Source organism: Sphingomonas faeni (genome assembly GCF_040407495.1).
GTDB classification, from domain to species: Bacteria; Pseudomonadota; Alphaproteobacteria; order Sphingomonadales; family Sphingomonadaceae; genus Sphingomonas; species Sphingomonas faeni_D.
In genome coordinates, this window is record NZ_JAPZPP010000002.1 from 322900 (window position 1) to 347631 (window position 24732).

At 63.1% G+C, this 24732-nt stretch carries 24 protein-coding genes and 1 tRNA gene; 10 read left to right on the forward strand and 15 right to left on the reverse strand.

Annotated features, from left to right (window positions below):
* Positions 1–222: 222 nt before the first annotated feature.
* Positions 223–531, reverse strand: coding sequence for a 30S ribosomal protein S10 (gene rpsJ, locus O6W96_RS06425; protein ID WP_007406109.1), 309 nt, complete (start codon positions 529–531; stop codon positions 223–225).
* Between the two features lie 302 nt (positions 532–833).
* Between rpsJ and O6W96_RS06430 the strand changes: the two genes are divergently transcribed.
* The gene (locus tag O6W96_RS06430; RefSeq protein WP_353468792.1) at positions 834–1208 is read left to right on the forward strand and encodes an endonuclease domain-containing protein; all 375 of its coding nucleotides are present in this window, start codon (positions 834–836) and stop codon (positions 1206–1208) included.
* Positions 1209–1328: 120 nt separating this feature from the next.
* Here O6W96_RS06430 and O6W96_RS06435 read toward each other — a convergent pair whose 3' ends face one another.
* From O6W96_RS06435 to O6W96_RS06460, 6 genes are all read right to left on the reverse strand, one after another.
* Positions 1329–1634 (reverse strand): hypothetical protein, encoded by a 306-nt coding sequence (locus O6W96_RS06435; protein WP_353468793.1) that lies wholly within the window; start codon positions 1632–1634, stop codon positions 1329–1331.
* Between the two features lie 312 nt (positions 1635–1946).
* Entirely contained in the window at positions 1947–3140 is a 1194-nt protein-coding gene (gene tuf, locus O6W96_RS06440) for an elongation factor Tu (protein WP_031393767.1), read from the reverse strand.
* 213 nt (positions 3141–3353) lie between these two features.
* The gene (gene fusA / locus O6W96_RS06445) at positions 3354–5450 is read right to left on the reverse strand and encodes an elongation factor G (protein ID WP_133031704.1); all 2097 of its coding nucleotides are present in this window, start codon (positions 5448–5450) and stop codon (positions 3354–3356) included.
* Positions 5451–5597: 147 nt separating this feature from the next.
* Positions 5598–6068 (reverse strand): 30S ribosomal protein S7, encoded by a 471-nt coding sequence (gene rpsG, locus O6W96_RS06450; protein ID WP_055872660.1) that lies wholly within the window; start codon positions 6066–6068, stop codon positions 5598–5600.
* A 53-nt stretch (positions 6069–6121) separates the two neighbouring features.
* Positions 6122–6493: a 30S ribosomal protein S12 gene (gene rpsL, locus O6W96_RS06455; protein ID WP_010164594.1), complete on the reverse strand. Its 372-nt coding sequence runs from the start codon at positions 6491–6493 to the stop codon at positions 6122–6124.
* 413 nt (positions 6494–6906) lie between these two features.
* Positions 6907–7920, reverse strand: a complete 1014-nt coding sequence (locus O6W96_RS06460) for an alpha/beta fold hydrolase (RefSeq protein ID WP_353468794.1) — start codon at positions 7918–7920, stop codon at positions 6907–6909.
* 145 nt (positions 7921–8065) lie between these two features.
* Between O6W96_RS06460 and O6W96_RS06465 the strand changes: the two genes are divergently transcribed.
* The 3 genes from O6W96_RS06465 (at position 8066) to nusG (ending at position 9429) form a co-directional block, all read left to right on the forward strand.
* Positions 8066–8142 (forward strand) — tRNA-Trp (locus tag O6W96_RS06465).
* A 539-nt stretch (positions 8143–8681) separates the two neighbouring features.
* On the forward strand, positions 8682–8879 hold the full coding sequence (gene secE / locus O6W96_RS06470) for a preprotein translocase subunit SecE (protein ID WP_056047594.1): 198 nt from the start codon (positions 8682–8684) through the stop codon (positions 8877–8879).
* Positions 8880–8892: 13 nt separating this feature from the next.
* Positions 8893–9429 (forward strand): transcription termination/antitermination protein NusG, encoded by a 537-nt coding sequence (nusG, locus tag O6W96_RS06475; protein ID WP_055872668.1) that lies wholly within the window; start codon positions 8893–8895, stop codon positions 9427–9429.
* Between the two features lie 294 nt (positions 9430–9723).
* Here nusG and O6W96_RS06480 read toward each other — a convergent pair whose 3' ends face one another.
* The 4 genes from O6W96_RS06480 to O6W96_RS06495 form a co-directional block, all read right to left on the reverse strand.
* Positions 9724–10317 carry a hypothetical protein gene (locus O6W96_RS06480; RefSeq protein WP_353468795.1) on the reverse strand — a complete coding sequence of 198 codons (594 nt, stop codon included), beginning with the start codon at positions 10315–10317 and terminating at the stop codon, positions 9724–9726.
* A gap of 8 nt (positions 10318–10325) precedes the next feature.
* A complete protein-coding gene (locus O6W96_RS06485; protein ID WP_353468796.1) occupies positions 10326–11483 on the reverse strand; it encodes a M48 family metalloprotease in 1158 nt (385 codons plus the stop codon).
* Position 11484: 1 nt separating this feature from the next.
* Positions 11485–12240, reverse strand: a complete 756-nt coding sequence (locus tag O6W96_RS06490; protein WP_353468797.1) for a hypothetical protein — start codon at positions 12238–12240, stop codon at positions 11485–11487.
* Positions 12241–12338: 98 nt separating this feature from the next.
* A complete protein-coding gene (locus O6W96_RS06495) occupies positions 12339–12569 on the reverse strand; it encodes a hypothetical protein (RefSeq protein ID WP_353468798.1) in 231 nt (76 codons plus the stop codon).
* 1105 nt (positions 12570–13674) lie between these two features.
* Between O6W96_RS06495 and rplK the strand changes: the two genes are divergently transcribed.
* From rplK to rplL, 4 genes are all read left to right on the forward strand, one after another.
* A complete protein-coding gene (gene rplK, locus O6W96_RS06500; RefSeq protein ID WP_056047586.1) occupies positions 13675–14106 on the forward strand; it encodes a 50S ribosomal protein L11 in 432 nt (143 codons plus the stop codon).
* A gap of 4 nt (positions 14107–14110) precedes the next feature.
* A complete protein-coding gene (rplA, locus tag O6W96_RS06505) occupies positions 14111–14803 on the forward strand; it encodes a 50S ribosomal protein L1 (protein WP_056047582.1) in 693 nt (230 codons plus the stop codon).
* A gap of 830 nt (positions 14804–15633) precedes the next feature.
* Positions 15634–16149 (forward strand): 50S ribosomal protein L10, encoded by a 516-nt coding sequence (gene rplJ / locus O6W96_RS06510; RefSeq protein ID WP_055879768.1) that lies wholly within the window; start codon positions 15634–15636, stop codon positions 16147–16149.
* 64 nt (positions 16150–16213) lie between these two features.
* Positions 16214–16588: a 50S ribosomal protein L7/L12 gene (gene rplL, locus O6W96_RS06515; protein WP_056047577.1), complete on the forward strand. Its 375-nt coding sequence runs from the start codon at positions 16214–16216 to the stop codon at positions 16586–16588.
* A 334-nt stretch (positions 16589–16922) separates the two neighbouring features.
* Here rplL and O6W96_RS06520 read toward each other — a convergent pair whose 3' ends face one another.
* The 3 genes from O6W96_RS06520 to O6W96_RS06530 are packed head-to-tail and all read right to left on the reverse strand — an operon-like array spanning position 16923 to position 20127.
* Positions 16923–17588, reverse strand: a complete 666-nt coding sequence (locus O6W96_RS06520) for a hypothetical protein (RefSeq protein ID WP_353468799.1) — start codon at positions 17586–17588, stop codon at positions 16923–16925.
* Between the two features lie 53 nt (positions 17589–17641).
* Entirely contained in the window at positions 17642–18262 is a 621-nt protein-coding gene (locus tag O6W96_RS06525; protein ID WP_353469371.1) for a TadE/TadG family type IV pilus assembly protein, read from the reverse strand.
* Positions 18262–20127: a pilus assembly protein TadG-related protein gene (locus tag O6W96_RS06530; RefSeq protein ID WP_353468800.1), complete on the reverse strand. Its 1866-nt coding sequence runs from the start codon at positions 20125–20127 to the stop codon at positions 18262–18264. Before O6W96_RS06530 ends, O6W96_RS06525 begins: the two co-directional genes overlap by 1 nt.
* Positions 20128–20139: 12 nt before the next feature.
* Between O6W96_RS06530 and O6W96_RS06535 the strand changes: the two genes are divergently transcribed.
* Entirely contained in the window at positions 20140–20382 is a 243-nt protein-coding gene (locus O6W96_RS06535) for a hypothetical protein (RefSeq protein WP_353468801.1), read from the forward strand.
* 281 nt (positions 20383–20663) lie between these two features.
* Here O6W96_RS06535 and O6W96_RS06540 read toward each other — a convergent pair whose 3' ends face one another.
* Positions 20664–21995 carry a hypothetical protein gene (locus O6W96_RS06540; RefSeq protein ID WP_353468802.1) on the reverse strand — a complete coding sequence of 444 codons (1332 nt, stop codon included), beginning with the start codon at positions 21993–21995 and terminating at the stop codon, positions 20664–20666.
* A 332-nt stretch (positions 21996–22327) separates the two neighbouring features.
* Between O6W96_RS06540 and O6W96_RS06545 the strand changes: the two genes are divergently transcribed.
* Positions 22328–24715 carry a hypothetical protein gene (locus O6W96_RS06545; RefSeq protein WP_353468804.1) on the forward strand — a complete coding sequence of 796 codons (2388 nt, stop codon included), beginning with the start codon at positions 22328–22330 and terminating at the stop codon, positions 24713–24715.
* Positions 24716–24732 lie beyond the last annotated feature (17 nt).

Consider the following 24732-nt stretch of genomic DNA (forward strand, 5'->3'; position numbering starts at 1 on the left):
GAGCGAGCTCCATGATGCGTCCACCTGACCCCATCCCCGGCAAAAGCCCTGAATGGAGTCGGTTCAACCCGGTAAATACGAAACGTGCCCCCGTCCCGGGCTGGTGCTTCTGCAAATGCGGAAGCGTGACGGGGGACGCTGCCCCGTCGGTTTGCACCGACGGCGGTATCCCAATGTAGAGCGGCGCGGGACCATTGCTGGTCGACCGCGCCGCGCCAGCCCTTAGGCCAGCTTGATCTCTACGTCCACCCCTGCTGCGAGGTCCAGCTTCATCAGCGCATCGACCGTCTGCGGCGTCGGCTGGACGATATCCAGCATACGCTTGTACGTGCGCACCTCGAACTGCTCGCGCGACTTCTTGTCGATGTGCGGGCCGCGGTTCACGGTGAACTTTTCGATGCGCGTCGGAAGGGGAATCGGACCGCGGATGAGCGCGCCAGTGCGGCGTGCGGTGTCGGCGATGTCGCCAGTGGCCTGATCAAGCACACGGTGATCGAACGCCTTCAGACGAATGCGGATATTGCTGTCCATAGTCCCTACCGATGCGAAAGAGCGGGCCCGTTTCCGGGCTCTTGCTGGTTGATGTTTAAACCGAAGGCGGGCCATTACGGGAGAGTCGGTTGAAATGCAACCGGGGGCTGCGGGTTTTCCAGGCGACCGACAATAACGAAGGGCGCCCTACCCTCCCCCTCCGTCACGCTCTGCGTGCCACCTCCCCCTAGCGGGGGAGGCTTGTAGCTGGCCACGCTCTGCCGCTAAGATCGCGCCGCTACTCGATCCTCCCCCGCCAGGGGGAGGTGGCACGCAAAGCGTGACGGAGGGGGAGGTAAGCGATGCGGCTCGAAGGATCCCTACCCGGCCAAAACAACGCCAAGCGCTTGCGCAAACAGATGACCCCGCCCGAGATAGCGCTCTGGCTAGCGCTGCGTGCCAATGACGAAGGCCTACGCTTCCGAAAGCAACACGCAGCAGGCCCCTACGTCCTGGACTTCTACTGCGCCCCAGCCCGACTCGCGATCGAGGTAGACGGCGAAGCCCACAACCACGGCAACCGCCCTGAACGAGACGCAACCCGCGACGCCTGGCTAACGGCGCAAAACATCCAAGTCCTCCGCTACCCAGCCCGAGAAATGCTGGCAAACCTCGACGACGTCGTCCGCCAGATCACGTCCATCGCACTCCGACGCCGAACCGTAATCCAGAGCTAATCGCCCCCTCCCCCTCCGACGCCTCCGGCGCCACCTCCCCCTAGTGGGGGAGGATTCGCGAGTTCTCTGCTACTCTTCCTAACTCCACCATAAATACCGACATTACACGGCAGATTGCCGTCAGAAATTCTGCAACAGCAGTTCGGTATCGGAAATGGTCAAGCCGTTCAGTTGTACCAGGTAGAGAATACCACCTAAATCCTTGTAGCTGAACTGACCTGGCCAACTCAAACGTACGCTAGCTACATTACCCGACTTTTCGACCGGGGCCGCGCTCCACGAATGCGGCTGAGATGTAAGTTGCTTCAGCACCTTCGATAAGGTCGCTATTGGTCCGGACAACGTGAGCGCTTGCTTGGGTTGTGGCAAAGCAGCGTCGGCAAAATCCGCTTCGAGCGGCCGAGCCTCAGTCAACCCCACGCCCATTGGGATCCGTAGAGCAGCTAGCACTGCGAGAGTTAGGCTCCTCATTAAGACAGCCTGCACTTACACGCGGGTGTTTGCAATTGGGCGAGGGCAGATGCCACAAGTCAGTACCTAGCGGTTCGCGCTACCCAATCGCAACAACGACACGCTTAAGTGACTTTGTGACTGTATCGGTGTGCGCGCCTTGGATTTCCCACGGCTTAAACTGCCCAATCCACTCGGCCACCACCCAGCACACCCAAACACGAAAAAGCCCGGCCTCTCTCGCGAGAAGCCGGGCTCTTTTCGATCACCTCCCGAAGGAGAGGATGCTTACTTGTCGATCTGGCTGACGACGCCTGCACCGACGGTACGGCCGCCTTCGCGGATCGTGAAGCGCTGGCCCACGTCCATGGCGATCGGTGCGATCAGCTTGATGCCGAGCGACACGTTGTCGCCTGGCATGACCATCTCGGTGCCCTCAGGCAGCTCGACGGTGCCGGTCACGTCCGTCGTACGGAAGTAGAACTGCGGGCGGTAGTTGGCGAAGAACGGCGTGTGACGGCCACCCTCTTCCTTCGACAGCACGTACACTTCCGAGTTGAAGTCGGTGTGCGGCTTGATCGTGCCTGGCTTGCAGAGCACCTGACCACGCTCGACTTCGTCGCGTGCGACGCCGCGGATCAGTGCGCCGACGTTATCGCCAGCCTGGCCCTGGTCGAGCAGCTTGCGGAACATCTCGACGCCCGTGACCGTGGTCTTGCGGACGGTCGGGTGGATGCCGACGATCTCGACTTCCTCGCCAACCTTGACGATGCCGGTCTCGACGCGGCCGGTGACGACCGTACCACGACCCGAGATCGAGAACACGTCCTCGATCGGCATCATGAACGGCTTGTCGAGCGGACGCTCAGGCTGCGGGATGTAATCGTCGACAGCCTGCATCAGCTCGGTGACGGCGTCGGCGCCGAGCTTCTGGTTCGAGCCCGACAGTGCGCAGGTAGCCGAACCCTTGATGACGGGGATGTCGTCGCCCGGGAAGTCGTACGAGCTGAGCAGCTCGCGGATTTCCATCTCGACCAGCTCGAGGATTTCCTCGTCGTCGACCAGATCGACCTTGTTCATGAACACGACCATTGCAGGCACGCCGACCTGGCGTGCGAGCAGGATGTGCTCACGGGTCTGTGGCATCGGGCCATCGGTCGCCGAAACGACGAGGATCGCGCCGTCCATCTGGGCTGCGCCGGTGATCATGTTCTTCACATAATCGGCGTGGCCCGGGCAATCGACGTGCGCGTAGTGACGGTTGGCCGTCTCGTACTCGACGTGTGCGGTCGAGATCGTGATGCCGCGCTCGCGCTCCTCGGGAGCCTTGTCGATGTTGGCGAAGTCGACGGCGGTACCGCCAGTCGTCTCTGCCAGAACCTTCGTGATCGCAGCGGTGAGCGACGTCTTGCCATGATCGACGTGACCGATGGTGCCGATGTTGAGATGCGGCTTGTTCCGCTCAAATTTTGCCTTGGCCATTGTTTCCTACCTTCTGATTCGTATTCCGGTGCCACCCCGGGAACCGCGCGAACGCGGCCCAATAGCGGCTGTTAAAGCGTTGCGCCAGCCCCTGCTTGGGGAGAGGCCGACGCGGAAGTAAATTCCGCGTCGTCGAACTTCGGTCGCTGACCGATGCCGGCCGGCCGTTCGGCGTCCCCGAGCCAAGAAAACCTGGCTCGGTGCGCCTCGGGCTTACGCCAGCTTAGCCTTCACCTCGTCAGCAACGTTCTGCGGCACTTCGTCATAGTGCGAGAACTGCATCGAGTAGTTCGCGCGACCCTGCGTGAACGAACGGAGCGAGTTCACGTAGCCGAACATGTTGGCCAGCGGGACCATCGCCTCGACCGTCTGCGCGTTGCCGCGGCTGTCGGTGCCCTGGATCTGGCCACGACGGCTGTTCATGTCGCCGATGACGTCGCCCAGATAATCCTCCGGGGTGACGACCTCGACCTTCATGACCGGCTCGAGCAACGTGATGCCCGACTTCTGTGCGACTTCGCGCATTGCGCCACGTGCACAGATTTCGAACGCAAGTGCCGACGAGTCGACGTCGTGATACGCGCCATCATACAGCACGATCTCGAAATCGATGATCGGGAAGCCGACCAGCGAACCCGACGCAGCGGTTTCGCGGAAGCCCTTCTCGATCGCAGGCAGATATTCCTTGGGAATGTTGCCGCCCTTGATCTCGTCCTTGAACGTGATGCCCGAACCGCGCTCGCCCGGCGTGACCTTCACCTTCACGCGACCGAACTGGCCGGTACCACCGGACTGCTTCTTGTGCGTGTAGTCGACGTCCACCGGCTTCTTCAGATACTCGCGATATGCGACCTGAGGAGCGCCGACGTTCGCCTCGACCTTGAACTCACGCTTCATGCGATCGACCAGGATCTCGAGATGGAGCTCGCCCATGCCCTTGATGATGGTCTGACCCGACTCAGGGTCCGACGAAACGCGGAACGAAGGATCTTCACGTGCGAGACGATTGAGCGCGACGCCCATCTTCTCCTGGTCTGCCTTGGTCTTCGGCTCCACCGACAGCTCGATCACGGGCTCGGGGAATTCCATCCGCTCGAGAATGATCGGTGCGTTCATCGCGCAGAGCGTGTCACCGGTCGTGGTATCCTTGAGACCCGCGAGAGCGACGATGTCGCCAGCGAAAGCCTCCTGGATGTCCTCACGGCTGTTCGCATGCATAAGCAGCATGCGGCCGACCTTTTCCTTCTTGTCCTTGACCGAGTTGGTGACCTGCGATGCGGTCTCCAGCTTGCCCGAGTAGATGCGGGCGAAGGTCAGCGTGCCGACGAACGGATCGTTCATGATCTTGAACGCCAGTGCCGAGAACGGAACGTCGTCCGACGAAGGACGCTCGTCCGGCGTCACGCCGTCGAGCTTCAGACCCTGGATCGCGGGAACGTCGAGCGGCGAAGGCAGATAGTCGACGACGGCGTCGAGCAGGGGCTGGACGCCCTTGTTCTTGAACGCCGAACCGCAAACGACGGGGACGAACGCCATGCTCAGCGTACCCTTGCGGATCAGCTTCTTGAGGTCGGCGACGCTCGGCTCGTTACCTTCGAGATACGCCTCCATAAGGGCGTCGTCCTGCTCGACGGCCATCTCGATCAGCTCGCTGCGATACTTCGCGGCCTTCTCGACCAGATCCTCAGGGATCTCGGCATATTCGAACTTCGCGCCGAGGCTCTCTTCGAGCCAGATGATCGCGCGGTTCTCGACGAGATCGACGAGGCCCTTGAAGCCGCCTTCCATGCCGATCGGAAGATACAGCACGGCCGGACGCGCACCGAGACGATCGATGATCGAGTTCACGCAGAAGTAGAAATCGGCGCCGGTGCGATCGAGCTTGTTGACGAAGCACATGCGCGGCACGCCGTACTTGTCGGCCTGACGCCACACGGTCTCGGACTGCGGCTCGACGCCGGCAACGCCGTCGAAGCATGCGACCGCGCCATCGAGCACGCGGAGCGAACGCTCGACTTCGATCGTGAAGTCGACGTGGCCAGGCGTATCGATGATGTTGATAAGGTGCTCTTCGCCCTTACCTTCTTCGGCGCGCCACTTGCAGGTGGTCGCAGCCGACGTGATCGTGATCCCGCGCTCCTGCTCCTGCTCCATCCAATCCATCGTCGCGGTGCCTTCGTGCACTTCGCCGATCTTGTAGGACTTGCCGGTGTAATAGAGGATGCGCTCGGTCGTCGTCGTCTTACCGGCGTCGATGTGCGCCATGATGCCGATGTTGCGGTAACGGTCGAGCGGATGGCTGCGGGCCATGATCGTGCTTCCTTAAGGATATGGGGAGCCGAACGTGCCGGCTCCCCAATATATAGGTGTTTGCATGACAGGCGAAAGACCGCCCGTCACACGGATAGCAATGCTAGGCTTCAAAGCCCGCTGTTACCAGCGGCAGGAAGCCCGCTGTTACCAGCGGTAGTGCGAGAATGCACGGTTGGCTTCCGCCATCCGGTGCGTATCTTCACGCTTCTTGACCGCGTTGCCACGGTTGTTGGCGGCATCCATCAGTTCACCCGATAGCCGTGCGGCCATCGTGTTCTCGCTGCGCGAACGCGCCGCACCGATCAGCCAGCGAATCGCCAGCGCCTGTGCACGCTCGGGACGAACCTCGACCGGCACCTGGTACGTTGCACCACCGACGCGGCGCGAACGGACTTCGATGCCCGGCTTCACGTTGTTCAGCGCATCGTGGAAAACGCCGATCGGATCACGCTTGGCGCGCTGTTCGACGGTTTCGAATGCACCGTACACGATCAGTTCTGCGACGGACTTCTTGCCGTCCAGCATGACGCTGTTCATGAACTTAGACAGAACCTCATCCCCGAACTTGGGATCAGGCAGGATGACCCGCTTTTCGGGACGACGACGACGTGCCATTTTGTATTCCTTCTAAACTTCAGCCTTGATGATCGCAAATATGAGCGATCGGCTTACTTCGGACGCTTGGCGCCGTACTTGGAACGCGACTGACGCCGGTCCTTCACACCCTGTGTATCGAGCACGCCGCGCAGGACGTGATAGCGAACACCGGGAAGATCGCGGACACGACCGCCACGGATCAGGACAACCGAATGCTCCTGAAGATTGTGGCCCTCGCCCGGGATGTAGCTGATGACTTCGCGCTGGTTGGTCAGGCGAACCTTGGCCACCTTGCGCAGAGCCGAGTTCGGCTTCTTCGGGGTCGTCGTGTAGACGCGCGTGCAAACGCCACGCTTCTGCGGATTTGCTTCCATCGCAGGGACCTTCGACTTGGCCTTCTGCGGATCGCGGCCCTTGCGGACCAGCTGGTTGATCGTCGGCATTGAAGCCTTCACCTTTCAAGTGGTTACTTTGCTGGAGCCATGAGGCGCCTGAGAATACAAAAAGGACCATAGGAACGCGGGAGCGCCCCTCAGGTCCTGGAATGCATCCAGCAATGTTCAAGCATGCCCGGCGGGAAACACTCCCGAAGAACAGGCCGCGGCTATATGTCAGGACGGGGTCGGGGTCAACGGGGAGGAATCGGTTTGGGTGTGGGTAGCCTATTGGTTTCAAGCGGAGACACTGGCTCAAGCGAGTCCGCCGACGACACCTCTCTCATCCTCCCCCGCCAGGGGGAGGTGCACCGCAGGTGACGGAGGGGGAGGAACACGAAACCTGCGTTCTCGCCCCCTCCCCCTCCGTCTGGCAAGGGCCAGCCACCTCCCCCTAACAGGGGAGGATCGCCCGGCCTGCTCTACCGCGAACGCGTCCCGAGCACAGCAAGCAGCGTCTTCTCGAATCGCGCAGGGTCCTCGACCTGCGGCGAGTGGCCCAGCCCCTCGAGCATCACCAGGTTCGCATTCGGCATCTGCTTCACCGCCCGCGGCGCGATCATCGGCACCGGTTCGAGGAACTTGCGCAAGTTCGCCGGCGCCTGCGCCCGGCCGAACGCGGTCTTGTCCAGCGTCCCGATTATCAAGGTCGTCGAAGGCGTGATCCGGTAGAGTTCGTGCGCGACCGGTTGCGTCTTAATCATCTCGCTGGTCTTGGCCTGCGCGAGCGCAACGGAGTCGCGCCCTGCCCCTTGGTACATGCCAGCCTGCATCCAGACCCAGCGATCATAGGATGGCTTCCATACGCCGTGGTAATAGTTCTCCAGCTGATACGCCTTGATCGAGGCGTAGCTCGTCTTCTTCTCGTTCGCCCAGAGCGTGTCGACGTCGGTATAGGGCACGCCCTCTTCGCCGCGATCCTTGAGACCGAGCGGATTGACGAGCACCAGCTTCTCGACCGACGCCGGGTAGAGAATGGCGTACCGCATCGCGAGCATGCCGCCCATCGAGTGCCCGACGATCGTCGCCCGCGTGATACCACGCGATTCGAGCAGCCGCTTGGTGAACGTCGCCAGCATTTCGAAGCTATACTGTGCCGCGCGGGGCTTGGACGATTTGCAGAAGCCGATCTGATCGGGGACGATCACGCGGTAGCCGACTTCGCTCAGCGCCCGCGCGGTGCTGCCCCAGGTCGCGCCGCAGAAGTTCTTGCCGTGGAGCAGGACGACGGTGCGACCATTGGGTCGCTGCGGCGCGATATCCATGAACGCCATCTGCGCAGGCGTGCCGACGATATCGACTTCCATCGTCTGGACCGGCCACGGGTAGGTGAAGCGTTCGAGCTGCGGCCCGAGGTCCGGCACCTGCGGAACCGGCCCCGCCCCCATGAGCAACGCCGCGACCGGCAGCGCCAGCATCATCAATCCCGCCTTCATACGATTACGCTTTCCTACATGTCGCAATACGGCGTACGGTTAACGGGCAAACACGGTCGCGTGCAACGGATCATCCCGATGATCACGAATTGCACGCGAGACGCTTGCCCTTCCCGAAAACGCTGGGTAAGGGGCGCGTCCGTGTAGGAGTGTAGCTCAGTTGGTTAGAGCGTCGGTCTCCAAAACCGAAGGCCCTCGGTTCGAATCCGAGCACTCCTGCCACCCCCTTTAAATTTTTGAAAAAAATTGCGGTGATTGCACTCGCCGCCTTTGTGCGCCCATCACGATTGCAGAAAATGCATTCCTTGATGCATATTGCGCACTTGAGAAATCATCTGCTGCGATGCACAACACTCAGGCCTTTCAGGCATCCTCTCCTAAAAACTTTCACGGCCGGTCTTGTACCGGCCTTTTTTTTCGCCTGCGTTCGGCGTACACCTCGGGTGCCGTCGTCAAGCCGAACGATAAAGAGAAACCGTGGGAGCGGAGCCGCCGGTCAAACCGGCACCGGCAAGACGATCGTGCGGGGGATCGAGTGACCCAAGCGCTCTCCCCCGCCACTTCTCCCGGTCACCGCCGTGTCGCTTTCGATACGACGCCCGCCCCTCTCCTGCCGCGCACTTGCTTTCACGACGGGTGGAAGCTATCTGCCGCGCTTCCGACAGCGAGGACGGACTTGGCGCCGCTGCCCTTCACAGGGAGCGGCTAGTGGGTCTATGCCTCGCATCTCAGTTTCTCAATCAGCGGGTTCGAAGAACATCGTGGCGAAGACGTCCCCCCTCGAATTCATCCAGCAGGTCCGCAACGAGACCGCGAAGGTCACGTGGCCGACGCGTCGCGAGACGGTCATGACCGGCGTGATGGTGGTGATCATGACGACGATCCTCGCGCTGTTCTTCCTGGGCGTCGACTCGATCCTGCAAGCGATCGTCTCCGCCCTCCTCAAACTCGCTCAGTAAGCAAGGTTCCGTCATGGCGCGCTGGTACATCATTCACGCCTATTCGGGCTTCGAGGGCAAGGTCCGCGACTCGATCATGGCCGAGGCGACCCGAATGGGTCTCGAACAGCTGGTCGAGCAGATCGAAGTCCCGACCGAAACCACCACCGAGGCCCGTCGTGGCAAGAAGATCGCGGTCGAGCGCAAGTTCATGCCGGGCTACGTGCTCGCCAAGCTGAACATGAACGACGACGTGTATCACCTCGTCAAGAACACGCCGAAGGTCACCGGCTTCCTCGGCAGCATGGGCAAGCCGCAGGCGATCAGCGAGGCGGAAGCCACGCGGATGCTGAACAGCAAAGAAGAAGCCGCCGCTGCGCCCAAGCAGAAGGTCAAGGTCGACTACGAGATCGGCGATCAGGTCAAGGTCCTCGACGGCCCGTTTGCGACCTTCAATGGGCTTGTGGAAGAGCTCGACTTCGACCGCAGCCGCGTCAAGGTTTCGGTGTCGATCTTCGGGCGTGCGACGCCTGTGGAGCTCGAGTTCGAGCAGGTCGAAAGAAGCAAGTAAGGCCGAGCCGTCTCGCGATTAGCCCAAGGCTAATCGCGAGACGGCACCAGCCCGGCCGGCGGACCAACGGCCCGGCCGACGACGCGGGATTTACTCCCGCGTCGCGCTTAGGCGGGCGCGCTCCCCACCAGAGCCCCCCGCTCCGTCATCCTGACGAAAGTCAGGATCCAGAGTTACGGAACGCTGACCGGCTTGGCTCTGGATCCTGACTTTCGTCAGGATGACGGAAAAAAAGGCGCATACGATCCGAGAAACGTGCTCGGACCCTTGCCGTCCTCACTTACAAGCGCGTCCTCAAAACCGCACGCTGTCCGCCACCATCCGAGCAGCCGCCGCGCTACGGTCGTAATAATACAAGCTCGGCGCCTCGTACGTCACCAGATACAGCTTCCCGCCAATCACCGCACCGCGTGCTTCACCGCGCCGTTGCAGCGTCTCGTTCTGTTTGGAGAAGGTGTAGGTGAAACGCACGCCCTTGCTGCCGGCGAACTCGATCGGCGCGATCCCGTCGATCTCGACCGATGCGGCGCTCAACGCAATGCGGTAGCTGTTTTCGAGCAGCACCGGAATGTCGGTGATCAGCATCGACGCCGACACCTTGGGCAGCGGCTGGTTCTTCTTGTCGACTTCTCGGAACAGCGGCTTGCCGGGCTCGATCCCGCCGTAGAAGGTCAGTTCGTTGAGCTCGTCGCCGTCCTGCGTCCAGCTTTCCGAATTGCGACCGGGACGCTCGGCGAGCTTGTTCCATTCGACGCCGGGCATAACGGTCATCGCCGACTTGGCGACGGCGATGCGCTGGCCGGCGGGGATCAGCTTGTTGCCCGCCGCGACCGGCGCGGCGGTGGCGACTATGGCGACGGCTGCGAATATCAGCAGGTGATTGGACATGTTCATCCCTATTGCGAAACCAGAGTCGCGATTAGCGCGGCGTCGGTGGCGGCGGGCTTGAGGCGGAGATAGGTGGTGAGGGCCGCCTGGCCATCGGCAACCTGCTGACTGCGTAGGAGCGACAGGCCGAGGCCACGATACGCCTCAGGTGGTGCGTCGCCCTTGGTAATCGCCTCCTGGTAGAATTGCGCCGCGCTGACGAGATCGCGCGGGTTGCCGCGCTCGCGGTAAAGATCGCCGCGCGCGATTAGCAGTGGCGTCGTCCAGCCCCCGCTTTCCGCGAGATTGGCGAGGACATATTCGCTCCCGCCGAAATCGTTGAGCTTGATCTGGTCATTAAGAAACACCGGCAGCCATTTGGCCATCGCGGCATGATGCGCGTCGGCCACCGCCGGCTTCACGTCGGCCGCCTCGATCGAAGCCGCACGGAGGTAAGTGGCGCGAGCGAGATCGGTTGGGTGAGAGGCGAAGAACCCGGCAACATACTTATGTTGTGCCCTGCCCTTGCGTCCGATCGACGTCGCGTCCGCCTCACTCATCATGTGATCCCACACATCGGCGGCGGCCGAGGACGGGTATTGCGAGCGGGAGAGATACTGGAAACCTATCATGTCGGCGTCGCGCTCTTGCGCCCGATCAAACGCATAGATCTGGCCCCAGGCATTGTAGCGAATATCGCTGCTATTCTGGATCAGGATCGAAGCCCACGCCATCAGGTCGGACCCGCTACGTCTGTTACGGAAACTTCGGAGCGTGTGCCGCAGCTCGAAATGACCGAACTCATGGCCAAGGACCGAGCCGAGTTCCGCCTCGTTACGCACGCGGAGAAGCAGGCCCGACCATACGGTCATCGTCCCATTCGGGCTCATCGTGGCGTTGAAAAACGGCATTTGCTGGATGTAGAGGCGAACGGAGGCGCAGCGGTCCGCGCCAACCGTCCGGCACAACACGCCACGAACATACTCGTTGAGCGCGCGATCCTTGATGATCGACGGCGACTCTCGAAGCTGTCGCTCCTCGTCGTCGGCGAGCATCCAGATGCCCCGTTCGTCAACCGTCGTCGGCGTGTAGGCCTGGGTGTAAGTCGGCAAGGGCGGGCGCTTATCCGCTGCAATCGCGCCGGTCGCGATCACCCCGGCGAGCAGGGCCGTAATTGAACGCCGCATGTCAGTGCGCTGGCGTCGCGGCAGCGGAGGCAACCTCGACCGGCTTGCCCGGAAAGCCTTCCAGCAACTGCCGCACGCGCTTGTCGGCGCCCGGCGCGTCGCGAACGTCGCCGCCCATCTGCATGTCCGCGTTCAGCCAGACCAGCTCGCCGGTTCGTAGGTCGACGAGCCCAGCGAAACCCTTATGCACGCCCGCGGTAACGCCGACGTTCGCCATCGCCGCAAACAACTGCAGCACCTTCCGCCCCGTCGATCCGAAATGATCCTCGGTAGTGATGAACAGCGCATAGTCCGCTTTGTCGAGGCCAGGCAGCGTGCGGACGTCAGGGCCGAGACCCCATTCGAACTGATCCTTGCGCTTCTTGGTCGGCAGGCGATTGCCCTTGAAAAACTGGTACTCGATCACCGACGATGCGACCGCACCGAACAGCTCCTGGTACTCAGCCACCTTGGCCGGATTGCCGCCGATCGGCTCGACATAGGCGACGACGCTGTTGCCAAGCCCGGACTGCGCTTTCGAGAGTGCCGCGGCGAGGTTTTCCTTCGCCTGATCGGTCCAGTCCGCATTGGGCTCGAACATCCCCCCGGTCGACTGCGCGCCGACCTTGATCGACGGTCGCATCAGGACGATCCGGGCCGTGCCGGGCTCGAGAACGAACCCGGGCTTGAGCCGCGTCTTCTCCTGCGCGTGAACCGGCGATGCCGCGGCCAGCAGCAAGGTCAGCGCCGCAAGCGACGCACGGCATGATTTGAGCATAATCCCCCCATATCGTCGGATGCCCCCATCCGATTGCACGGATGCTAGACCGAAACCCTGGAGGCTTTGAAGGAATTATTAGAACGGATTTCGATGTTTCATGGGGACCGATTTTTTAACCGCCAGCCGCCGAACAGCGCAACATCCGGGTCGTGCGGGGTCTTTGCCGGGTCGGCCTTGCTCCAGCCGGTGACCTGATCGAGCGCTGGCAGGCGCACCGGCCTAGGCGCCGGATACGGGTTGGTCAGCGTCGGTTCGCCGCGTTCGTTGCGGGCGGCTTCGGCGATGTCGAAGGCTTCGCGGGCGCGGGCTTGGCGGGCTTCGTACATTGCCGTCAGGCGGTAGCTGTGTGCGTCGCTCGATTCGCCGCGGCGGCGTTTGATGTGCGGTGGCTCCTCCTGGAAGGTGGACCGTCCGGTTGTGCAGGTGGAGGAGCTGGAGCGCCTGGTTCGCGGTCATCGGCGGGATCGGTGGGGGCGCATTGTGGCGCCATTCGTCATGGTCGTGCGAGCCCGGCAGGGTACCGGCCAACAGCGCTAACTCGACCGACTCGTAGCCGGCCGCTAGCGCCAGGCGCATTTCGCGGGCGAAGGCGGGGCTGGCTTTGCGGCGGGCGTAGAAGGCGGAGTGGCTGAACCCGGCGGCGGCGGCCGAGAGGCGGATGTTGGCGGTGGCGGAGAGCGCGGTGAGGAAGGCTTGCTCGGCGGCGTGGTCGAGGCGGTTTGCGGATGGGCGACGGAGCTGCAGGCGGCCGTTGGCGGTTCTTGTTGTGGTGGGCGTACTGTCGGCGCGTCGCGTTTGGGGCGCGCCCCCTCCACCCCCGACCTCTGGTCGGCGGTCTCCCTCCCCGTTCCGGGGAGGATCTTTGAGGGCTGCGGAGGCGAAGGCTAGGGCGGCGTCCCATTTTGCGGCGAAGGCGGGGTGAGCGGCGCGGCGCTTGGTGAAGGTGGAGCGGTTGTAGCCTAGCGTACTGGCGGCTTCGCGGGCGTTGCCGGTACGGCGGAGAGCCGCGAGGAACGCGGCGTTCTGTGCGGCCTGGCGGCGGGTGAACTGGTCGGGGATGGAAAGGCGCGCCATCGCTAGTGGGTCTGCCTCGATATCCTACATTGCAAGGGGCTTGCGCTGCGTGCGTGGTTTTCAAGTTTGTTTCCCCGCGAAGGCGGGGACCCAGACTGGGCTCGCGCCTTCGCGGGAGAACAAGGAAGCGCAGCCTTTAGTAGGATTGGTTCGCGCGGAGGCGCGGAGACGCGGAGGAGATGGGCGCAGAGAAGAAGGGGTAGCGGGGTGTTGCCGCTTTGCGGGTTTTGGGGTATGCGCGCCGGCTTCCACCTTCATTGTTGGAATTGCGGGAGGTTGCCGAGAGGTAGCCGTCATCACCGCTAGGCTCACCGGGCGAGGCGCTGTTGCGCTCAAAGCCCCATATAAGAGAGTGACATGGCTAAAAAGATTACCGGATACATCAAGCTGCAGGTGCCTGCAGGCGAGGCAAAGCCCGCGCCGCCGATCGGGCCTGCGCTGGGTCAGCGCGGCGTGAACATCATGGAGTTCTGCAAGGCGTTCAACGCCGGCACGAGCGAACTGAAGAAGGGCATGCCGATCCCGACCGTCATCACGGTCTATGCGGATCGCTCGTTCTCGTTCGAGACCAAGACCCCGCCAGCATCGTACCTGATCAAGGAGGCCGCTGGTCTCAAGTCGGGTTCGAAGGAGCCGGGCAAGGTCGTTGCCGGCACGATCAAGCGCAGCCAGCTGAGCGAGATCGCCACGACGAAGATGAAGGACCTCAACGCCAACGATATCGACGCTGCGACGAAGATCATCGAAGGCAGCGCCCGCGCAATGGGCCTCGAAGTGGTGGAGGGCTGAGATCATGGCTAAGCTGAGCAAGAAGCAGAAGGCCGTCACGGTCGACCTCGTCAAGCTGCACGGCATCGACGAGGCCATCGGTCTCGCACGGTCGGGCGCTACGTCGAAGTTCGACGAGACGATCGAAGTCGCGCTGAACCTGGGCGTCGATCCGCGTCACGCAGACCAGATGGTCCGCGGCGTGGTGACGCTGCCCAAGGGCACCGGCAAGACCGTCCGCGTCGGCGTGTTCGCCCGCGGCGCCAAGGCTGAGGAAGCCCTCGCAGCAGGCGCAGACGTCGTCGGCGCCGAAGACCTGATGGAAATCATCCAGGGTGGCACGATCGATTTCGATCGCTGCATCGCGACCCCGGACATGATGGGCATCGTCGGTCGCCTCGGTAAGGTGCTGGGTCCCAAGGGCCTGATGCCGAACCCGAAGCTCGGCACGGTGACGATGAACGTCGCCGCCGCGGTTCAGGCAGCCAAGGGCGGCCAGATCGAATACCGCGTCGAAAAGGCCGGAATCATCCATTCGGGCATCGGCAAGGCGTCGTTCCCGGCGGAAGACCTGCGCGCGAACTTCGACGCATTGGTCGACGCGGTGGTCAAGGCCAAGCCGACCGGCGCCAAGGGCAAGTACGTCCAGAAGGTCGCGATCTCGTCGACCATGGGTGCGGGCATCAAGGTCGACACGACCGAGGTTGCTGGCGCCTAAGCCATAGCCGCACGGGATCAGCGCGAGCTAATCCCGAGACGGCGACAGGCCGGCCGGCGCGGGCAACCGCGACCGACGAGGACGGGATTTACTCCCGTCCTGCCGCTTAAAGTTGAGAAGGGCCGGGAGCGATCCCGGCCCTTTTTGCGTGCTCGGCAGATTTATCGTTCGGAGGAAATCTCCACCCCCTACCCGCCTCCCGTCATCCTGACGAAAGTCAGGACCCAGGGTTACAAACGGCACCTCTTCTGGCTCTGGGTCCTGACGTTCGTCAGGATGACGGGTAGCGCTTAATGAACGCGAACGGCTCAAAGGCTTGTTTCCCCGCAAAGGCGGGGATCCAGACTGGGCTCCCGCCTTTGCGGAAGAACAAGTGCGCGCAACCGCAATCACACGCGCACCCCCGCCCGCCATCGCAACCCCCGGCTGAAACATGATTCCACTCAGCAATGTCGTGGTATCGATGGGGAAGATTCCAGGTGTCGCTAGGATGACAGCCGTCGGGTGTAGGAGAGCAGACGGAACCGGGAACGCCAACAAGCACCCCATTCCGAACCCCGCAACTTGACTCCCCCGCCAATTCCGCTAAGCGGCAACTTCGTTCGGCGGGCTTGCTCGTCGAACTCCGTCCGAGACAGTGGGTGCAGCGGGTTTGCCGGTGCTTAATCTCCCACCTAGACGGGGAATGAGATTTTGTCGGCCCATCTGCGTGCCGCCCCTCTCCCATGCCCCATCGACGAGACATCCCGGAAGCGCGGGTTTGTCTGCGCCTCCGGTTAGTAACCGGGTCCACTGCGCAAGCGGTGAACTCGTAAAACGTGGAGAATGGCATGGATCGTGATCAAAAGACCGCGGCCGTAGCCGAGCTGAACCGCACCTTTTCCGAGGTCGGCGTCGTCGTTGTCACGCGCAACCTCGGCCTGACCGTCGCACAGTCCACTGTGCTGCGGAACAAGATGCGCGACGCCGGCGCGACCTACAAGGTCTCGAAGAACAAGCTTGCCAAGATCGCAATGGACGGCACCGACTACAGCTCGCTGGGCGACATGCTCACGGGTCCGGTCGGTCTGGCCAGCTCCATCGATCCCGTCGCGGCCGCCAAGGTGGTCGTGGAATTCGCGAAGACGAACGACAAGTTCGAAATCGTGGGTGGGGCGATGGGCGCGACGACCCTCGACGTCGACGGTGTGAAGGCGCTCGCAACGCTGCCCTCGCTGGACGAACTGCGTGCCAAGATCGTTGGCCTCATCGTGGCGCCTGCCACGAAGCTGGCAACGATCACGCAGGCTCCGGCAGCGCAGCTCGCGCGCGTGCTTTCCGCCTACGCGGAGAAGGAAGCCGCCTGATCTTGCAGGCCTTTCGTTACCTTTTTGAACTGATGGGGCATGAGCCCCGAGATGGAGATTTATCATGGCAGACCTGAACGCGCTCGTTGAGAGCCTGAGCGAACTGACCGTTCTCGAAGCAGCTGAGCTTTCGAAGCTGCTCGAAGAGAAGTGGGGCGTTTCGGCCGCAGCAGCGGTCGCAGCACCGGCAGCAGGCGGCGGCGCAGCTGCTCCTGCAGCAGAAGAGCAGACCGAATTCGACGTCATCCTGACCGGCGACGGTGGCAAGAAGATCAACGTCATCAAGGAAGTCCGTGCGATCACCGCGCTCGGCCTGACCGAAGCCAAGACGCTGGTCGAGTCGGCTCCCAAGGCCGTCAAGGAAGGCGTGTCGAAGGACGAGGCCGCCAAGATCAAGGCTCAGCTCGAAGCCGCTGGCGCGACCGTCGAGGTCAAGTAAGCCGCAGCTGGAGAGACGATTTAGCGTAGCCTAAATCGCACTCCAGCAAGGCCGGCCGGCGGCATTCATGCCGACCGACGAAGCAGGGGCTTTGCCCCTGCTGGCCGCAGCGAAGAAAAGGGCGGCCCCAGCAATGGGGTCGCCCTTTTTCGTGTTCATGCGCGATCGAGCGCACCGGCTCATACCAAGAGGATCGTTTGCACGAATGCGCCCCGTGCGCGGTCGTAGTCATGCCTGAGAAACGAGCGATTGCCTGTACCGCGCCGTGTTCGCCGTTCGCGGACGTAAAGACTGGCAGCGTATGTCGGTCTTGACGACTACGCGCCGGCGGACGTCACGGTGCGTACAGGTTGCAGGTCGATGGCGTAAAAGTCGGCGCAGGGTTATAAATTTGAGAATAATCTCGCCGGTCGCGAACCACGAACGACGCGATATAGTGAATCGTCTGCGGAGCAGCGAGCCAAGTCCCGAACAGCGGCTTTGTGCGATAGTTTATCTCGACATACATTACCCCCGCGCCGCCAGGTGCCATGATCGGGGTCGAGCCGTTGTCGCTGATGCCCAGCGGGAGGTCGTAACCCTTGTCCGTCACGGCCGCTGTACTGCCCGCCGTAGTCGTCACGTTGGCTTTGAACTGACCGTCGAAACTCGCCCCGCTTCGGGCGCCGATACACCGCTGCCAGTGGATGCGCTGCACCGGTTGCGTGTCATAACTTTGCGCAACGTTTTCCAGGCTCGAAACCGTGATGCGTCCGTTCGCGGTCAGATTGATGGCTGCACCCTGGTACCGCGCCGCTTGAAGAATATCGTTCACATCGACTTCGCGGAGCTGCTGCGTCGCCAGGTTGCTGTAAGCCCCGACCCGGGAAGCGTTGTCGGCGAGGCTCAACGCGATTTGACTGACGCGCATGTGGACTATCGCCAGGTTCGCCAATTCAATACCGTAGCATCCGACCAGCAGCACGATTGGCGCAGAAAGGGCGAACTCGAGCAGCGCCAAGCCGGCTCGGTCGTGACAGAAGCGGGAAACGAACTCTCGGAAATTGCTCGTAATCATGTGCAAATCGTTACGTTGGCGTTGACCGTTTGCCCTGCGTAAGGCTGGTTCTTGAGCAGCGTACTTGCGGCAATTGTCTGCATCGGCGACAGTTTCATCAGCGCGGCTACCGGGAACAGACGTGGGTAGGTGATCGTCATAGTGTACAACGTCACCGCACTTGCGCCGCCCTGCCCGTTAAGGCCTGGGTCGGCATCCCACGCGCCGTTGCCGTTTTCGTCCGTATAACATTCGCCTGGATCGCGAACTCCGTTGCTGTTGGCGTCAGTAAACGGCTCGGGGGCGACCTCGCTGAAGGTGTCGTAGCTCTTGCGGGTTGAACACCACGTACCGACCGATCCCGAAGGCGTGCAAGTGTTGGTAAGGTTCTTCATCAATGGCGTCATCAGCGTGATGACCTGTCCATCGATGGTAGCGGCATTGCTAGCGCCGCCCTCGAGCGCCGAATCTCGTGCCGCTTTCTGAATGGAACCATTAAGGATGGCCTGTGCGTAGGCCTGGTAAAGCAGATCGCCCAAACCCATCACCATCAACAGCATGACCGGGCAAACCAACGCGAACTCGATCAACGTCGCGCCGCGCCGATCTTTCGCCAACCGCTGGTGGAGGAGCGCCATCACTTTGTGATCCGCAGCATCGCAAGGTGCTGAGCGATCGACGTAAACGCTGCCGACAGGCCGTTGCCGCTCGGGGTGAAGAGCGCTTGGTTCGTCGTCGTCGCGCAGGTCTGCAAGGGCGTCGATGTGCTGGTCGCGATCGCGACCGTCCACACATCGACATTGCGCGCTTTGGCGGCCGCGCAAGCGGCGAGGAAGCGGGCGTTATGATAGTTCGTCAGGCTGCCGACGTCCCCGTTGGCGACCCGCTTGTCATAATCCTCGTAGCCATACATCGAATAGGAATTGCTGTTCGGGGACATAACGCCGTCGGTAAGGAACACGATGACCCGGTTTGGCGGATTGCGACCAGGCCATGTGGCGGTATCGTTCGCCCAAGCGCCGGTGGGTGAAATCAGGCGACTGCCCCAGATCATGCCCGTATCGTGGTACGTGCCGCCCTGCGGCACGAAATCGGTCGCGTACAGGTAGTTGTAAACGTCGCTTCGCGCCATCACGCCAAGCCTCTTTACCGGCTTGCCGCAAGCCGAGTAGCCGCTCTGGGCCATCGTCGGGGACCCCAAGCTTGGACGATTTCTAGTATCGTCGCCATTGCTGTAATCGGTGGCGGCGGTTCGCCAATATTCGATATCCTGCATATGCGGCCACCACCGCTTTGCCCCGCTCGGCTTGGCGTCGGGGTCCAGGTCGGACGGTAGACTGCTCGTCACGAAAGTGGTCTGCCCGGGATTTTCAACCGGGGTTTCGACGCACCCAAGCCACTGCGTCTTAGAACCGTCGACTGCGGTCGGATCAGTCATGGATGAGGCGCCGTTGACCAGGGAACTCACATCCCACTGCAGTTTTTTATATTCCCATCTCGGGCCGAGCGTTTCGGTACGCGTGTAGCAAAAGTAGCTGTTCGAGTTGTACGCGCCTTGAGCACGCCATACGTCCGAGGTACTGGTAGCGGTGCTCGAAGACGGGTCGTAAGTCAGCGCTGTAGACGGCGTGCGAACCGGTGCTGCGGTGCAGTTTGCTTGCGTCTTGTTATTGCGGACATCATATGTCGAAATTGTATAGTCCGAGTAAACATGCCGTGACTGGTAATATGGCTGATCCGAAGACCCACCCGAACCGACAAGGTAGCTTGGCGAGACATCCAAGATCGCTTTTCCGGCATTCACGACCGAACTGTAGGAAACAAAGCCGTAGCGGACGTTCGTAGCAGGATCTGCGTTAGCGGCGAACGCATCGTAGAAGCTCAGTACTGCTTTACGAAGCGCTTCGATGCGCGATACATTGGCTCCGCTAGATATCAGCTCTGATACGGCATAGCCATTGCTGCCGGCATAGCCCGGCACGCCACCGCTCGTTGGGCGAATGTAGGAATATGAGCCGGTCCCGCAGGTGTCGGAGCCGCCCGACAGGCAGGCCATCGAGCCAGTCGTATCCAGCACGAACATGACATCGGTATCCGCAACGTCGTATCGCGCCTGACAATTTACCGCGATCGGTTTATCAGGCATGTCGAAGATCTTCATCAACGTCATAGGCACCGTGGCCGAGGCTGTCCCGGCGACTTGGCTATCGCTGGTCTTGGCCGGCGTGAAGACGAGGCTGGTGCTCCCCATCCAGCCGGTCTTGAAGTTGTTCGAAAAGAAGTTTTGCGCCTGCGTCACTGCAACCGGGTCGAGCGTGCTGTTGGTACTCGTCATGAACTTGCGGCCCGCGAGAACCCCTGCATCACAAGCTTGCTGAAGGCGCGCTTTGACGACGTAGAGACGCGCGACGTCCACCGCCGATCCGGCCAGTCCCAACAGCGGAATTAGAAAGGCGGCCATCATCGCCAGTGTGTTGCCCCGCCGGTCGCGGACAAGACGCATGAGGAGGCCCGCGTGCGCGCGGCGATCACCCGACGTTATCATAAAAATCAACGACCTCTGCCTCATCAATCGGGGCGTGGAGACGCGCAGCCGATCAACCCGACTAAGGCCGAAATGGTTAAGTTTACCTCCATTTTGGATGTAAGCGGTGTGCTTTATCCGCCGCCTTCGCCGAAATCGCCGCGCGCAGACGACGAATTGGGAATTATCGTGCTGAGCGGACGGCCGCTTTCGAAACGCGAATTAGCCGCCTGAGCGTCCGATTGCGGACGCAAGCGGAATGGCCGATTCCGGATGACAACCGTGGAACGCCGACCTGGTCCAGGCCGCAGCCATGTGCAGGGCTGCGCGGTGGAGGCACGATGTAGCAGTTCATGCGAGGATATGCCTGGGGCCGACGCTGCCGGCCTCGATGGATTATGTTGCAGTCATAGTGGAGACGTTACGATCAGCTTCGCCATGGCGGCGACGGGTCTGTCGATGCTGTCTCGGTATTGTACCGGCAATGGGCGTCAAGGCCCTGACGCTGTGACGCCCTAGCTGTCGAATTCCGTTGCGTGCGCGCGAGCGGCGACGCTGCTGTACATGCGCGCGGGGGCGTCCAGCCAGAACGGCGCGAGCTTGGCGGAATCTACGCGCTCGATGCCCACGACCCATGCGCGGGCGGTTTGAGCGTCGTCACCGGCGGTGGCGTAAAGGATGTTGGTGGCGACGACAGGGACGAACATCGGGCGATTGGCGGCGGTCATCGTCTGGATCGCATCGCGGGCGACCGCCACGACGGTGCGGATCGTACGCGATTCGCCGGGTGCCAGCCCGAAGGGCGGCGTGGCCGGGCGACCGATCGGGGCGGCATTAAATCGGGCCAGATCGGTGTCCTGGCCTGCGTGCGCGGTCAGGAGCGTGACGCCGGTGCGTATCGCCTCGGCGGGCGCGGTCCCGGTGTTGGTGACGACCAGTTCGCATTCGACAGTCGCGCTGAGGAGATTGAGGCCGGCGCGCAAAGGGCGGAGATCGCAGATGACTCGTGCTCGGGGGGCGGCTGGTGGCGACGGTGGTGTCTTTGCGCGAGGCTCGAGGAATTTCGGTGCGGCGATCGCGGTCGTCGGAATCGCTGCAACGGGGGGAGCGGCCGGGGTGGTCGCGGTCTCCACCGAGGGGGCAGCGCGACGCGAGACCGGCTCGGATACGTCAGGCTCTGGTATAGGCTCGACGAAGGTCTCGACCTCTTCCTGGTCCTGACGACGGCCGCGGGGTTTGCGGCGGAGCGCCCAGAGCGCGGCCAGGACCACGACGATAACGGCAAGCGAAAGCCAGAGCGGCATCGCCCTGCCCGTCTCCGGTGCGGTGATCGTAGATTGTGAGGTCGTGGTAGGCGTCGCATCCGACGCGGATTGCGGCGCTGGTTGCGGGGGGGGCTCGGTAAGCGGTGCCTGGGCCGGCGGCGGGGTCACCGTCGGCTCTGGTGCGGGGGACGTCATCGGCGCGGGTTCGGCGGGGGTCGATGCCCGCGCCGAGTCCGTCGCGCTGCGGGTCCGCGTTTCCGGTTCGTTGCGCGTGGCGGGACGTTCGGCCGAGGTCCTAGCCGCGTCGATCTTTGCTGCGTTGGCTTTTTCGGCGGCAGGCTTGTCCGCTGGGCGTGCGCTCGGCGTGCGACGGGGTGTTGGCGTCGGCGTCTGGGTGGGCAGGACGATCTTCGGCGCATCGGGAATCGGGACGGTCGCGTTGGTCTGTGGCGCGGGACTGGCCAGCCCTTCCAGTCCGCGAACGGGAGCGGTCTGCTCGGTCTGCGCCAGTGTCGGGCTCGCCGACGCGAGCATCGTCATGGTGGCGAGCAGGGCAGCCAGCGCCCCGCGGTCGGTCTTCATCGTCGAAAATCCCCTGCGCGCGGTCGTCGCGGCGTTGTGTGCGGGGGAGGCTGAACACGGGCCGACGGCAACCCGCGATGCGACGAGGTGCACCTGGGTAGCGGTGAGACGTGGCCAGCATTGTGGCGGCCGCCGTCGATCAGCGTGGTCCGAAGGCGGTGGCTTTGCCGATCAAGGGCGGTGTCGAGCGTGACTATGAGGCGGACTTGGAACGGAGGTTTCGACAACCTGCCCCTTCCGGCGGGTGGCGAGGATCGCGTGCAGCGGTCTTGCCCTATTCTCGACACCGGTACAGGCCATCGTCACTGCTTCCGACGACGAGATCGCCCGTGATGATGCTTCGATTTCTTCCGTTCTGCGCGCTGGCTGCTGCGCTGGTGCCGTTGGTTGCGCGCGCCGATCCGGCACCGTTCGACCTGACCGGGCCTAGCCTGCGCGTCGGCGTGACGCATGGGACGACGACGTTGCCGATCGCGCAGGTGCCGAGACTTGCGACCGGCGACCACGTGTCGATCGCGGCGGACCTGGCCGTCGGCAAGACGGACGGTGGCGCGCGCTATCTATTGGTCGCGGCGTTCCTACGCGGCGCGACCGAGCCGCCGCCGAAATCATGGTTCTTCAAGGCCGAGACGTGGAAGGCGAAGAAGAACGCGCTGGCGTTGACGGTACCGGAGGGCGCGCGGCAACTGGTGGTGTTCCTGGTGCCCGAAAGCGGCGGGTTCGATGCCGTCGTGTCGGCGGTGCGCAAGCAGCCGGGGGCGTTCGTGCGGGCGGTGCAGGACCTCGACCAGGCGTCGCTCGATCGGGCGCGGCTCGATGCGTTTCTCGACGGGATCCATGCGCTGGAACGGACCCGGCCGGAACGGATCGAGGCGGTGTCGCCGCTGCTGTCGCGCAGTCTGGCGATCAAGTTGAAAGCTGAGTGCCTCGATCTCGCGGCGGACCTGCAAGCCTCCTGCCTGACGCAGAGCCGCGATTCGCTGGTGCTGGCGGATGGGCAGAGTTCGACGCTGGCGGATACTCTGGTGGGGGCGCCGACCGATCTGGCGCTGCAACTGAGCGCGACGCCGGAGGGCGGGCTTGGCTATTACAGCCCGTATATCGGCGTGGTGCGCGATCTGGCGAAGATTTTCGGCGCATTCCAGACGACGCAGTTCCGGTATATTCCGGCACTGGCGCGGGCGCATGACGATCGGCTTGCGCTGCTGCTGAACGCGGCGCCGTCGTTCGCCAGCCCGAAGTCGGTGATGGTCGTGGCGATGCCGGTGATCGAGACCGGTGCGCCGCAGACGCCGACGATGCGGCGGGCGGAGGCGGACCGGCTAGTCTGTGCGGCCAAGCCCGATCTGGTGCTGCCGGTCGAGGGGGCGCCGCTGATCTATGCGACCAAGTTCGCGCACGACATGAGCTTGCGGGTGACGACGCCACAGGGGGGCGTGGTCGAGCTTCCGGTGCAGGCGGATGCGGAGCGCGGCGGCTATGTGCTCGATCAGGTGGGTATGCAGACCGCGGGATTGAGCAGCGTGACCGATGCGACGTTGCACGGGCGTTGGGGGTTCACGCCGTTCGACGGGCCGCGGTTCCGCTTGCAGGTGCCGCGTGCCGGCGGGTGGACGATGGTCGACACCGACCCTGAGAACCTGGTGGTCGGGCGCGACAATCCGGTGGCGTTGGCGGGGCCGACGCCGAGTTGCGTCGAGGCGGTGACGCTGGTTAGAGCCTCAGGCGAGGTGCCGCTGGCGTGGACGACGAATGGCGACCGGATCGGACTGACGCTGCCACTCGCGAAGACCGCGCCGGGGAAACTGACGCTGCTGGTGAAGCAATACGGGGTTGAGGCGCCCGAGAAGATCGCGCTCACTGCGCTCGCCGAGGCGGGGCGGATCGATGGGTTGACGCTGTATGCGGGCGATACGGCGGGGACGCTGGCGGGAACGCGGCTTGATCTGGTCGCGTCGATGACGGTCGACGCGGTCGCGTTCAAGCCGGGCGACGTGGTGCGCGCGGACAAGGGTGATCTGCTGGGGCTGACCTCGGATACCGCGCCGACGTTCGCGGCGGGGCAGGCGAAGACCGCGCTCGTGACGCTGACCGATGGGCGGAAGCGGTCGGTGAAGTTCACCGTCGCGGCGGCGCGGCCCAAGGCGACGTTGATCGCAAAGAGCATGGTGGCGCCCCCTTCCCCTGGCCTGCCGGTCGTGCTGGCCAGTGATACGGCCATCGCGCAGGATGCCCGTATTACGTTCTCGCTGCGTGCCGAGGGGACGACGCGGTTTGCGGCGGGCGACAGCGTCGAGATCGAGGCGGTTGCCGGTGGGCCGACGACGAGCGTCGCGTCGGGTCGCGGGCTGACCGTGCAGGACGAGCGGATCGCTGTGGTTTCGGTCGAGCCGGGCAAGGCGCTGGGCGTGTCCGCGCATGGGCCGCTGCGGTGGCGGCTGGTGCAGGACGGCGTTGCGGGCGACTGGGTGCCGTTGACGAGCCTGGTGCGCGTGCCGGCGCTGGCTGGGGTGACGTGCAAGGACGTCTGTACGCTGGCCGGAAGCGACCTGTTCCTGATCGACTCGGTGGCGGCGAATGCGGGGTTCGCGGACGCGGTGCGGGTGCCGGAAGGGTTTACTGGGGCTTCGCTGACCGTGCCCAAGCCGGTTGGGGGTGCGCTGTTTCTGAAGCTCCGGGATGATCCGGCGGTGGTGGCGACGGTAGCGGTGAAAAGCTGACGTTCGACCGCCAAATC